This is a genomic window from Ciceribacter thiooxidans, from assembly GCF_014126615.1.
In the GTDB taxonomy this organism is placed as follows: domain Bacteria; phylum Pseudomonadota; class Alphaproteobacteria; order Rhizobiales; family Rhizobiaceae; genus Allorhizobium; species Allorhizobium thiooxidans.
The window spans coordinates 1,330,075-1,342,549 of record NZ_CP059897.1; the positions used below are offsets into that span (position 1 = coordinate 1,330,075).

The 12,475-nt window shown below is 64.5% G+C and carries 11 protein-coding genes; 4 read left to right on the plus strand and 7 right to left on the minus strand.

Annotated features, from left to right (window positions below; translation table 11 throughout):
* From H4I97_RS24255 to H4I97_RS24270, 4 genes are read right to left on the minus strand one after another with little or no spacing between them, the layout of a single operon-like run.
* Complete coding sequence (locus tag H4I97_RS24255) at positions 1–1,194, minus strand: isochorismate synthase (protein ID WP_182308238.1); 1,194 nt, start codon at positions 1,192–1,194, stop codon at positions 1–3.
* A 54-nt stretch (positions 1,195–1,248) separates the two neighbouring features.
* Entirely contained in the window at positions 1,249–2,376 is a 1,128-nt protein-coding gene (locus tag H4I97_RS24260; protein ID WP_182308239.1) for an ABC transporter substrate-binding protein, read from the minus strand.
* A gap of 11 nt (positions 2,377–2,387) precedes the next feature.
* Entirely contained in the window at positions 2,388–3,083 is a 696-nt protein-coding gene (locus H4I97_RS24265; protein ID WP_378143930.1) for an O-methyltransferase, read from the minus strand.
* 31 nt (positions 3,084–3,114) lie between these two features.
* Positions 3,115–5,244 carry a TonB-dependent siderophore receptor gene (locus H4I97_RS24270; RefSeq protein ID WP_182308241.1) on the minus strand — a complete coding sequence of 710 codons (2,130 nt, stop codon included), beginning with the start codon at positions 5,242–5,244 and terminating at the stop codon, positions 3,115–3,117.
* 191 nt (positions 5,245–5,435) lie between these two features.
* On the opposite strand from H4I97_RS24270, the gene H4I97_RS24275 reads away from it, so the two are divergent.
* Positions 5,436–6,425 carry a helix-turn-helix domain-containing protein gene (locus H4I97_RS24275; RefSeq protein ID WP_182308242.1) on the plus strand — a complete coding sequence of 330 codons (990 nt, stop codon included), beginning with the start codon at positions 5,436–5,438 and terminating at the stop codon, positions 6,423–6,425.
* Positions 6,426–6,434: 9 nt separating this feature from the next.
* Here H4I97_RS24275 and H4I97_RS24280 read toward each other — a convergent pair whose 3' ends face one another.
* Positions 6,435–7,694, minus strand: coding sequence for a glycerate kinase type-2 family protein (locus tag H4I97_RS24280; protein WP_182308243.1), 1,260 nt, complete (start codon positions 7,692–7,694; stop codon positions 6,435–6,437).
* A 126-nt stretch (positions 7,695–7,820) separates the two neighbouring features.
* Positions 7,821–8,306, minus strand: a complete 486-nt coding sequence (locus H4I97_RS24285; protein ID WP_182308244.1) for a DUF1772 domain-containing protein — start codon at positions 8,304–8,306, stop codon at positions 7,821–7,823.
* 179 nt (positions 8,307–8,485) lie between these two features.
* Between H4I97_RS24285 and H4I97_RS24290 the strand changes: the two genes are divergently transcribed.
* Positions 8,486–9,721 carry a flavin-dependent oxidoreductase gene (locus tag H4I97_RS24290; protein WP_182308245.1) on the plus strand — a complete coding sequence of 412 codons (1,236 nt, stop codon included), beginning with the start codon at positions 8,486–8,488 and terminating at the stop codon, positions 9,719–9,721.
* 45 nt (positions 9,722–9,766) lie between these two features.
* Here the strand turns inward: H4I97_RS24290 and H4I97_RS24295 are convergent, their stop codons facing one another.
* On the minus strand, positions 9,767–10,738 hold the full coding sequence (locus H4I97_RS24295; protein WP_182308246.1) for a GlxA family transcriptional regulator: 972 nt from the start codon (positions 10,736–10,738) through the stop codon (positions 9,767–9,769).
* 126 nt (positions 10,739–10,864) lie between these two features.
* Here H4I97_RS24295 and H4I97_RS24300 point away from each other — a divergent pair, with 126 nt between their 5' ends.
* Entirely contained in the window at positions 10,865–12,001 is a 1,137-nt protein-coding gene (locus tag H4I97_RS24300; protein WP_182308247.1) for a DJ-1/PfpI family protein, read from the plus strand.
* A gap of 43 nt (positions 12,002–12,044) precedes the next feature.
* On the plus strand, positions 12,045–12,467 hold the full coding sequence (locus H4I97_RS24305; protein WP_182308248.1) for a DoxX family protein: 423 nt from the start codon (positions 12,045–12,047) through the stop codon (positions 12,465–12,467).
* The last annotated feature ends 8 nt before the right edge of the window (positions 12,468–12,475 follow it).

Sequence of the window (12,475 nt, forward strand, 5' to 3'; positions counted from 1 at the left end):
TCAGGCCTCTCCGATCTGCGCGGAGGAAAGGCCGAACGCTTCCAGCATGGCGGAGAACTTGTGTACGGTCTCGGCAAGCTCGCCCTCCGGTGTCGAGCCCGGCACGATCCCCGCGCCGGCATAGAGGCGGGCGTGCCGGCCCTCGATCTCGGCGCAGCGGATCGAAACGTACCAACGGCCGTCGCCGGAGGAATCGCACCAGCCGACGGCACCGGCATAGAAGCCGCGGTCATAGCCCTCGAGGTCGCGGATGGCCGCGTCAGCCTCGCTACGCGGCATGCCGCAAACCGCCGGCGTCGGGTGCAGGAGCGCCGCAAGCTCGATGCTCGACGTTCCGATATCCTTGAGTGTTCCTTTGATCCGTGTGCCGAGATGCCACATGCTGCGCGTGGCCTTCAGCGTTACGCCGTCCGGCGCGGCAAGGTCTGTGCAGAGCGGCGACAGCACATCCATGATCTGCTCGACCACCAGCGCATGCTCGCGGCGATCCTTCCCGGAACGCAAGAGCGCCTCCGCCGCCTCCCGGTCCCGCGCACCGTCGGGGCTGCGCCGCGCGGAACCGGCGAGCGGATGGGAGAAGACGCGTGGTCCCCGTCGTTCCACCAGGAGTTCCGGCGTCGCGCCCACGAGGAAGCGCGAGCTTGCCTCCCGCGGCGGCAACGGCGTCGCGAATGTCACGACGGCATCGTCCACGGAGAGCCTCGCGATGAGGGCGGGAATGGAGATGTCGCTGCCGACGGTGAGCCTGACGCTGCGTGACAGGACGATCTTGCGCAGGCTGCCGCCATCCTCGCACAGCCGCTCCAGACCGCGCCCGACGGCCATCGAGAAGACCTCTGCCGGCGGTTCCGCCGTGACCTGCATGCCAAAACCCTGCGACGCGACGTAACCACCGGGCACGCCGAGCTCGTGGCGCCCCATGACCCGGAGCGCTTTTTCCGGACGGAGGAGATAGGCGGAGGCCTCGCGGGCATAGGGAATGGCGCCGACCAGGATATCGGGACCGGTCGGGTGCTCTTCGAAATGGCGCCGGACGCGGCTGGCGAGATCGGAGATGGTACCGCCCGGCAGCTCCCGCGCGACGCCATAGGCAAGCAGGGTCTCGTCGCCGGACCGGAGCACATAAGACGGCCGGTTCGCCGGGAAGGCCCGATCTTCGGGCAGTATGTCATTCAAGGTCGACGGATGGACCATGGTGGACTCCTGTAGCTCGGTTTTCTGCCGACGAACGCGGTGGCGTCCGGCGGATCACTTCGTCCAGTAGATGCCTTCGAGCGGCACGGCGGTGCGGGCATTCAGCTCTTCGAGAGCCTGTCCCGCGTCGAAATCTGTGAAGGCCTGCGGGTAACACCACGCCGCCATCAGCTGCATCGCCAGGAGGTCGAAGCCGGGCGCCAGCAGTTGCGACGACATGCCGTGGACGCGGCCGGATGCGACCGCCGGCAGGCTTGAAAAGCCGGGCCGTGAGAGAAGCCGCAAAAGCGAGGCCTCGGTCGTTTCGGCGTCATAGGAAGGGCCGATCAGCAGGCCGTTGCGTTTCTCCATGTAGGGGCCACCGGTCGCGATGTAGACCTCCGGGCCGGAAGAGATCACGTGTTCCGTGCTCACCTGCCCGAACGGGCGTCCCTTCAGGATATCGCCGATATTCCGCGCCTTGAGGAGGGCGAGTATCCTGCCGAAGTTTTCCGTTCCCGGCGAATTGCAGCAGGCCTCGGTCGTCGAAGCATGCGTCTCCATGAAGACGGTCGGCGATCCGGCCGCGGCGACCTCGTCTACGCGCGCCACCAGCCCGGCGATCTCCCCATCGCGGAAGTCGGCAAAGGCGTCGGCCGCCGCCTCGTTTCCCGTCAGTCGCCCGAGCAGTCGAATGCTCTCCCCGGTATGGGCGAGCGGATCGAGTGTGAAGTCGACATAGGCGACGGGAATGCCGAGCATTTCGATCTGCGTGACCTGCTCGGGCGTCACGTGCGAATAGAGCGAGAGCACCACCAGATCCGGCTCCGCCGCGGCGATCTCCTCCACGGAGAGGTTCTGCTGGTTGCTCGCAATCTGCGGCAGCCCGTCGATCTGCGGAAAGCGCGCGCGATAGGCCTGGTAGAGATCTTCGCCGATCCGAGCCACGTCGTGCGGCCAGGCAGCGACGAGTGCCGGAGCCTCCGTCCCCGTGAAGGAGAGGGCGATGATGGTGCGCGCATCGTCGACAGCCAGCCTGCGGGCGGGCTCCCGCAGATGGACCTCGCGACCCTTGAGGTCGGTCGTGATGATCTCGGCCTCTGCGGCGAGAGCCGACAACAGCGTGAAGAGCATGGCTGCCAGCATCCCGACCAGGTGGTGGACCGCCCCCAGCCGTATGACAGCATGTCTCAGTCCGGTCATCTCGGCGCCCTTCAGGCAGCAACGCCAGCGGCCGTCACCCGTTCGCCGGCGCGCGCCCGCGGACGGATGAAGGTCATGCCGTCGCCGAGCGGCACGAGCGACATGTCCACCCGGTCGTCGGACTGAATTCTGAGGTTGAGGTTGCGCAGCGCTACAGTTTCCGGGCGCATGTCCTCGGGGTCGGCCACGGAACGCCCCCAGAACATATTGTCGAAGCAGATCAGGCCACCCGGCCGCACGAGCTTCAGGCACAGCTCGTAATAGGTGTCGTAGCTTTCCTTGTCGGCATCGATGAAGGCAAAGTCGAAACCGGCCCCACCTTCCTCCGCCAGGATCCCCTCCAAGGTGCGGGTGGCATCCCCGAGACGCAGGTCGATCCGATCGGCGAGACCGGCCTCTTCCCAGTAGGATCTCGCGATCGCCGTCCATTCCTCGCTGGCGTCGCAGGCGACGAGGACGCCGTCCTCCGGCAGTACGTCCGCGACACACAGGGCGCTGTAGCCGGTGAAGGTACCGATTTCGAGCACGCGTCGGGCTCCTATGCTTCGCGCCAGGAGTGCGAGCAGCTGACCGGCGGCGGGAGTGGTCATCATGTGCCCTTCGGCAAGGGCGAGCGTCTGCGCCCGCAACCGTCTGAGGAGCGGCGTCTGGCGCGTGCCGCAATCGATGACGTACTGGCGGATCTGCTGGTCCGAGATCTTCGGCATTCTGCTCTCCATTCTCGTTCTTGCTCGCCGCTCACCACTTATATTTCAGCGTGGCGTAGACGGTGCGGGTGCTGCCGTAGAAGCAGGCGGTGGTCGAACTGCAGCTCGACACGTATTCCTTGTTGAAGATGTTGCTCGCAGTGACATTCAGGCTCAGCCCCGCAAGGTCGGGATTGCGGCGTCCGAAATCATAGTCGAGCGCCGCGTCGAAGAGCGTAAAGGCCGAGACCTTGAAGCTGTTGGCCTCGTCGCCGTAAGTCGACCCGACATAACGCACGCCTGCACCGAGCCCGAGGCCTTCGAACGCTCCGTCCTGAACGCTGTAATGAACCCAGAGCGCGGCAGCATCCTCCGGCACCGCATAGGGCCGGTTGCCGACATAGGCCGCGGTCGCATTTTCGGTCATTTCGGCATCCATGTGGGTATAGGCTGCGGTGACATCCCAGCCGGCGTCGAATGCCAGCTTGGCCTCGAGCTCCACGCCCGTCGTCGTCACCTCGGCCACCTGGAGGTAATAGCCGGGATGGGCGGCATCCGAGGTCGTCATGTTGGACTGGACAAGGTGGTAAACCGAGGCGGCGAGATAGCTGTCCGAGCCTTCCGGTTGGTACTTGACGCCGGCTTCGATCTGCCGGCCTTCGACGGGATCGAGCGCGACGCCGCCGGCTGCGCTGTAGCCGAGCCCGGTCGGCGGTTCGAACGAGGTTGCGTAGCTCACATAGGGTGCGATGCCGGAATCGAAGAGATAGGCCGCTCCGACCCTGCCGGTGAAGGCGTGGTCGTCCTGCTCCGTCGAGGTGGTGACATCGGTCGCGAGTGTGGTCGTGTCGGTCTCTATGTCGTAGCTGTCGTAGCGTCCGCCGAACGTCACGTTGAGCTTGCCGAACTCGATCTGGTCCTGCGCGTAGAGGCCGGTCTGACTCGTCAGCTGACGGGTGTCGGAGGTCAAGGCCGGGAGGGCGATTGCCGCGCCATAGACCGGGTCGAGGTAGTCGATCGACGGCGCCGGCCCGGTCCCCATCAGGCGGTCGGCGTCGGCATACTGATAGTCGAGGCCGAAAAGCAGCGTGTGGGCCAGCGGTCCGGTGTCGAAATCGGCCTGGAACTGATTGTCGACGACGAAGGCATCGACCTCTTCCTGAAGATGCGAGGCGAGCCGGGTGATCGTCGTTCCGGTCATCGAGCGCCCGCTGAGACCGATATGTTCGCTCTCGACATGCATGTAGCGCAGGTTCTGCCGGAAGGTCAGATAGTCGTTGAGGTCATGCTCGAACTCGTAGCCGAGGCGCGTCGTGCGGCGCTCGAAGCTGTCGAAATCCGGATCGCCCACGTTGAAGTCATAGGGAATGTCCGGATAGCTGCCGTTCGCATAGGCGGTACCGGCCGCCGGCAGGCCGGCCGGATAGGCGCTGGCCGGATCGTCTGTATAGTTGAACAGGAGAGTGAGGCTGGTGCCTTCCTCCGGCTTGATCAGCAGAGAGGGAGACACCGAGAACCGCTTCGAGGTCACGTCGTCGAGATTGGTCTCATTGTAGCGGCCGGAGGCCGCCAGCCGGTAAAAGAGGATATCGCTTCCGGCGACCGGCCCGCCGAGGTCGATTGTTCCCTTGACATATCGGTCCGTCCCGACCGTCATCCCGGCCTCGCGGTAAGGTTCCTCCGTCGGATGCTTGGACACGAGATTGACGAAGCCGCCCGGCGCCATCTGCCCGTAGAGCACCGAGGACGGCCCCCGCACGACGTCGATACGCTCGACATCGAAAAGATCGACGGTCGGCTGGGAGAATGAAATGCCGCGCTGCATGCGCAGGCCGTCGAGATAGCCGATGAAGTTCTGGTAGTTGGCCATGCCCATGCCGCGCACGGGCACGATGTCGTAGCGGTCGTTGTTGCGGATGTCGGGCGTGACGCCCGGCGTGTAGCGCAGCGCCTGTGCCGCCGTCGCAGCACCCTGCTGTTCGAACTGCGTCTTCGTCACCACGGAGACTGCCTGGGGCGTCTTGATGAGGGGCGTCCCCGTCTTTGTCGCCGTGCGCGCGCTCTTGGCGACGAACGTGTTGCCCCTTCTGTCGGCTTGGTCGCCTTCCTGGGTGACCACGATTTCCTCGAGAACGGTCGAATCCTGAGCCACCGCGGAAAACGCGGCCAGGACCGCCAGCATGCTCACCGATCCCCTGAACCCCCAATGCACAACCCGAACTCTCACAAGGCCTCCGCGAATGTCAATTTAACATGATTGCTTTACTCATGTTTTCTATATAGCAAGGACTTGTGCCGACCAATGCCGAGGTCTTTTGCGCACCGCGGAATTTCTTTTGCGAATTCGAAGGGGCATCCACGCAGGAGGGCGCCATGGGCGAGATCATCCGGACCGGCGACTTCATCGATCGCCTGCGGCGGCAGAACCGGACCGTCTCGCTGGTCGAGAACGACCCCGGAACCGATTCTTCTCTGATGCGCGGCCGGTTCTGCGACATCGAACTCCGACAAGGGCTGAGCGTGCACGTCTCGGACGTCGTCAGTCTCTGCGACTTGACCGCCGAAACCGAGATAGGGCCGCACATGTCGATCAAGTTCTTCTTCGAGGGAAAGGTCGATGCCGAGATCGGCAACCGGCGCCTGCCCTCCCCGCAGCAGGTCTCGCCCTCCTCGCGCTGGATCCCGGCAGCATGCATGCTCGCCAATCGCCGGGAGGAACGCTTCCGCAATCATACCAGCGCCGGCAACCACATCCGCAAGCTGAAGATCAGGATCGAACCGGAATGGCTGGCGTCCGGCGACATGTTTGCGGACCGTACCGCCGGCGCGGTCGAGCGCTTTGCCCAGTCCGAGTTCGAGCTGTTGTCATGGCAACCGGCGCCCGCCCTCCTGAAGCTGGCAAACCAGATCATGTCGCCCCCCGAGGAAGAGGCGTGCCTCCGCCATCTCTTCCTTGAAGCCCAGACTCTCGCCGTCATCCACGAGTGCTTCAAGCTCATCGCCGGCGGCAAGGCGAGCGCCGGAGCGCCGGTCGCGGCGCTGAGAGCATCGGAAGAAAGAAAGCTCGCGGAAGCGGAAGACTATATTCGCGACTGCGCGGGCCGATTGCCGTCCGCCGAGGAGATCGCCGCCCATCTATCGATCAGCATCAACACGCTGCACCGCCTGATCCGTCGGGGGCGCACCGTCGGCGCAGCCAGCTTCGTGCGCACGACGAAGCTCAGGCAGGCGCGGCACGCCATCGAGAGCGAAGGCATTCAGATCGCCCGCGCCGCCCATCTTGCCGGTTATTCGAGCCCGGCGAATTTTTCGACCGCCTTCAAGCGGGAATTCGGCGTCCCGCCGAGGGCCATGCGCGGCTAATATCTCGTATCAGCCGCGGATCAGGATCGCCCGGAAATCGTTGACATTGGTCAGTGTCGGCCCGGTCACCACCTGATGACCGATAGCGCCGAAAAAGCCGTGAGCGTCGTTCTCCGCAAGAGCCCCGGAAGCATCGACGCCGAGCTTCGTTGCGCGCTGAAGCGTATCGGGACAGACGACCGCGCCTGCCACCTCTGCCGCGCCGTCGACGCCGTCGGTATCGCAGGCGATCGCGTGGATCCCCTCGGCACCTTGCAGCGCCAGCGCAAGCGCCAGGCAGAACTCGGCGTTCGGACCGCCGACTCCTTTGCCTCGCCGCGTCACAGTGAGTTCTCCCCCGGAAAGCAACAGTACCGAAGGATCACCGGGCTTCATCCCCGCCTTTATGGCAAGCGCCTGTTCTGCCTGCGCAGCGGCCACCTCGCGCGCCTCGCCTTCGAGACTGTCACCCAGCATGCGGACGACGCAGCCGGCTTGTTCGGCGAGCGCTGCCGCCGCATTCAGGGACTGCCGCGGCGCCGCATAGATGATGTTCTCCACCCTGGAGAGCCTCTGGTCCCCCGGCGGCACGACGCCGCTCGGACGATCGAGGGCCTCCCGCACGCTCGCCGGAACCTCGATCTTCCATCGCCGAAGGACCTCGAGCGCGTCTTCACGGGTCGAGCGTTCACCGACCGTCGGACCCGAGCCGATGAACGCCGGATCGTCGCCCGGCACATCGGAGATCATGAGCGCCAGCATCCGCGCCGGATAGGCGGCGGCGGCGAGCTGGCCGCCCTTTACCCGGCTCAGGTGCTTGCGCACGGTGTTCATCCGGTCGATCGGCGCGCCAGAGGCGAGGAGCGCCGCATTCACCGCCTGCTTGTCGGCGAGCGAGACGCCTTCGGCTGGCTGTACGAGCAGCGCGGAAGCACCGCCGGAAATCAGCGCCAGGACGAAATCGCCCTCCTTTGCCGTCGCGAGCAGGTCCAGCATGCGGCGCGTCGCCACGAGTCCGGCTTCGTCAGGCACCGGATGGGCGGCCTCGACGATCTCGATCCCACGACAGGGTCTGCTATAACCATAGCGGGTAATGACCAGGCCTTCGCAAGGGCCCCATTCCGCCTCGACGGCCTCTGCCATCCGCGCGCTCGCCTTGCCGGCGCCGACCACGATCACCCGCCCCTCGGGTTTCGGCGGCAGAAATGCCTTGAGCGAACGCATCGGGTCTGCGACCTCGACCGCTCGGTCGAAAAGCTGCCGCAGGAAGCGGTCCGGATCGTTGAACATTCAGTCAGTCCCCACACGATGTCGTTTCGATGGTAAGCGTCTGAATTTCTCCATGAAAATAAGCATACGTACAAGTGCTGCCGGCCCGCGACCGGACAGAAATCACAGTTTCAAGCTGCTCAAACGCTAGCGCATCAGGGCGAGCGCCATGGACAGGAAGCCGAGCGCGAAGAATACCGCCCGCACGACATGCGACCATTCCCAGATGCTACGCTTTCGCCGCCAGTCTCCGCCGGGGGCGGAGAGAAGGCCGAAGAACAGTCGCCCCGGCGTCGCAAGCTTGGAGTCCTTCAGCCAGAAGGCGTTCACGGGGTGCGTGGCGACCCAGTAGACGGAATGCCCCGCCACCAGCAGACCGAGTGCGGCGCCCTCCCACCAGAAGCGCACGGTGCCTGCCGGCGTCATGACCAGAAGGACGATCAGGAGAAGCATGCCGCCGACTTCTCCCACCAGACCGCCGATCGTAAATCCGGGATAGTAGATCGCCTGTACCGCGCGATAGGCCGGCTCACCCAGTCTGAGCTTTCCGGGAAACTCGAGCGCATGGGCAAGGGCGAGGCCCAAGTTTACGGCCATCAGAAGCAGCACCAGCACGGAGAGAACAGAGAGCATCACAAGAGTCCGGTTCACAGGATCGTCGACGCTTCTTCCAAACTCCGGCGGCGGAGGTTCAGTTCCGGCGACGGTCGAAGCGCCGCCGCCGTTGGCAGGAATCCGGCGCCTTCTGTCATTTGCGGCCGGCTTCTCCCTCGATACCCTGCTTCGAACCGTTAGAAGCAGCGAGTTGGACAATGAAGGTTCTGATCGCGGGCGGCGGCATCGGTGGCCTCACGACCGCCCTCTTCCTCCACAAGGCCGGCATCGAGGTCGAAATCTTCGAGCGCGCAGAAAGCATCCGCGAGCTCGGGGTCGGGATCAACATGCTACCCCACGCCGTCAAGGAGCTGACAGGGCTCGGCCTGCTCTCCGACCTCGACGCACAAGGTATCCGCACGCATGAACTGATCTATGCGAACCGTTTCGGCCAGGTCATATGGCGTGAACTGCGTGGGATGGAGGCAGGTTATGACTATCCTCAGATCAGCATTCATCGTGGAAAGCTGCTGAGCTTGATCTACAAGGCTGTCGTCGTGCGGCTCGGAAGAGAGGCGGTTCACACGGCCTGCCGCGTAACCGGCTTCACGCAGTCGCACGGAGGGGTAACCGTCCAGATCTGCGGCCACGACGGTGCCTCGTCGTCCGTTTCGGGGGACGTTTTGGTGGGCGCCGACGGCCTTCATTCAGCCGTCCGATCCCAGCTCTATCCGGAGGAGGGTTCGCCGGTTTGGAGCGGCATCATGCTCTGGCGCGGCTGCACCTTGTGGCCGGCTTGGCGCAACGGCCGGACCATGGCGATCGCCGGCGGAAACGTGGCCAAGTTCGTCTTCTATCCGATCGCAACGGTTCCCGGCCGGGATGACCTGCGCCTGACCAACTGGGCGGTGATGGCCAAGACCGGCGACAGCGGAGCACGCCCTCTACGGGCCGAGGACTGGAGCCGCCCCGGTGTTCTCGCCGAAGTGCTTCCGTTCGTTCGCGACCGGTTTCATCTCGATTTCGTCGATCCGGCCGCAATTATCCCGGCAACCGGCAACTTCTACGAATATCCGAACTGCGACCGCGAACCGCTGCAGCGATGGTCCTTCGGACTCGTCACGCTGCTGGGCGACGCCGCCCATCCGATGTATCCCGTCGGTTCCAACGGCGCGAGCCAGGCAATCCTCGACGCACGCAGCCTCTCGGATCACCTTTCCTCGGCGGCATCGGCGGAAGAGGCTCTCGCCGGCTACGACGCCGAACGCAGGCCGAAGACGTCCGAGATCGTTCTTGCCAACCGCCAGGGTGGCCCGGAAGGCGTCATCGACATGGTCGAGGCACGTGCGCCTGAGGGGTTCGAGGATATCGACGACGTCGCATCCCATGATGAGCGGGAGGCCGTCGTTCGCGGATATGCGCGCCTCGCAGGCTTCGCCAACACCCGGCGATAAGAACGTCCGTCGGAACGGCCGCAGCGGTGCAGCGCGGATCGCGGCCTACCATTCTTCGTGCATGTCGCGAAAAAGCCGCGGCGCAATACCGAAGCGCCGCTCGAAAGCTTCCGTCAGCCGGGCGGTCGGAAAGAGGCCAACCTGCGCCGCAACAGATTTTAGAGAAAGCCCGCGGGACAGCAGCATGCGTGCGGCGTCGAGGCGCGCGGTCTCGACAAACCGGGCAGGCGTCTCGCCGGTCGCGGCCACGAACTTGCGATGGAAGGTGCGCTCGGTGAGGCCGGCGCGTGCGGCGAGAGAAGGGACGTCCAGCGGCTCGGCGAGATTTGCTTGCATCCATCCGATCAGGTCGGCGAAGGGGCTATCGCCCTTTACCTGCGCCTGCAGTACCGGACTGAACTGCGACTGGTAGCCGGGACGACGGGCGTAGAGGACCAGCCGCTTTGCCACCTCCCCGGCAATCGTCGCGTCGAGGTCGTGCGCGATCATCGCCAGCGCCATGTCGATGCCGGTGGTCACCCCGGCCGACGTCCAGAGACGGCCATCGACGACATAGAGGGCGTCCGCGTCGACGATCACCTCAGGGAAGATTTTGGCGAACGGCTCGCAGGAATCCCAGTGGGTCGCAACCCTTCGCCCATCGAGCAGACCGAGCGCGGCCAGCACGAAACCCCCGGTGCAGACCGAACCAAAGCGCTCGGTGCTGGCGACGAGATCGGGAATGGCCGCCCTCAACACGGGATCTCTCATGACCTCGAGAAGCGGGTCGCGCTCCGCACCCGCGATAAGGACCGTCTGAACATGTCCAGACTGGAGGTTTCCGATCGCGACGGTATCCATGGCAATGCCACTGCTGCTTTCGACCGGACCTCCCCCGGCCGAGACCGGTAAGATCTTGTAGAAGGCCGATCTGCCCCGCTGCCCTAAGGCGCGATTGGCGCTGTTCAAGGCCGAAGCCGGTCCGGAGACGTCAAGCAGTTCAAAGCCCGGATACACGATGAAGGCCACGTGATGCATTGGCAGAAATTAGCAGACTTTTGTCATTTCTGCCACAGACGTTCCTTGCTACCGTTCGGAGGTCATCGAAGCTCCCGCTTGCCGGCGGCGTCGAGGCGGTGCATTCTGGCGTTGGAGCAGACTGCGATGTCTAGAACCATCTTGCTTTGGGGTGTTGTTCTTGTCGTTCTGGCCACGGCGGGTTTCGGCGGATGGATATTCAGCCTGCCCCCTGCGACAGCGGCGAAGGCGCCCCCCGTGCCGCAAGCGGAAACCGACGCCGTGACGGCGGCGCTGAGACCGTCCGGGCGCGAGCGCCCGCTCATTGCGGTGATCGGCATCAACGACGCCACGGAAACCACCGACTATGTCATGCCGGCGGGCATACTGCGTCGAGCCAACGTAGCCGACGTCGTGATGCTGGCGACCGGCCCCGGTCCGGTGCAGCTCTATCCGGCACTCGAGGTCGAACCGGATATGACCGTTGCCGAATTCGATGCCGCGCACTCCGAGGGAGCCGACTACGTGATCGTGCCGGCGATGAGCCGCGACGACGATCCTGCGGCTCTCGCGTGGATCAGGAGCCAGGCCGAAAAGGGCTCAAGGATCATCGGCGTCTGCGCCGGCGCCAAGGTGGTTGCTGCCGCCGGGCTGCTCGACGGCAAGCGAGCCACGACCCACTGGTATTACCTGCGCGAATTGCTGAAGCGCAGCCCGACGACACGATACGTTGCGAACCGTCGTGTGGTCGCGGACGGAAACGTGGCGACTACGACCGGCATCAGCGCCTCGATGCCGATGACGCTGACGCTAATCGAGGCGATCGCCGGACGGCCCAAGGCCGATGCAGTGGCGCAGGACCTTGGACTCGGCCAGTGGGACCTGCGACACGCGAGCGACGCCTTCAAGGTGACACGTCCGTTCGCGGCGACGGTACTGACCAACCGCATCGCCTTATGGAATCACGAGGAGCTCGGCATCCGCCTCAGGTCCGGCATGGACGAAGTTTCACTTGCGCTCGTGGCAGATGCCTGGTCCCGGACCTATCGGTCGATGGTCACGACCTTGGCCGACACGGCGCCCTCCGTGCTGACTGCCAACGGCATTCGCATCGTGCCGGATCGGGTAACGAAAGATTGGCCGGAGGGGCGTTACGTCACAATGTTCCCCGACCAGCGACCTGCCACCGCGTTGGACCGGTCGCTCGAGGCAATTGCAGCACGCTACGGCGAACCCACGACCGACGTGGTGGCGATGCAGCTCGAATATCCACGAGCAAGATGACGTTTACCACGCATTCCTGCAACCAACAGAGGGATCGGATGAGATGACAAAGACACTCGCAATTCTCGTCGCTCGCCTGCTCTTCGGCGGCACCTTCCTCCTCGCAACCGCCATGAAGTTCGCGGACATGGGCGCAACGGCAGGCTATATCGCGTCGATCAGCTTTCCGCTCCCGCTCCTCTTCGCGTGGGTAGCTGCGTTCTTCGAACTGGGGCTCGCGCTGGCCTTCTTCACCGGTGCCTTCTATTCCGAAGCTGCCACACTGGCCGTGATCTACGTGCTGTTCCTGACCTTTGCTTTCCACGGACCGTCGCGCTGGGAAGGCAATCCAATGGAGTTCGGTTTCTTCGTCAACCATTTCACGTTCATCGCCGGCCTTCTTGTCGCCGCCGTTCACGGGCCCGGAACAAGGTTCGTGCTGGGCTGGCGCTTCGATGGCCGGCGCCTTCACCTCCGGCACTCCTGATTCCATCC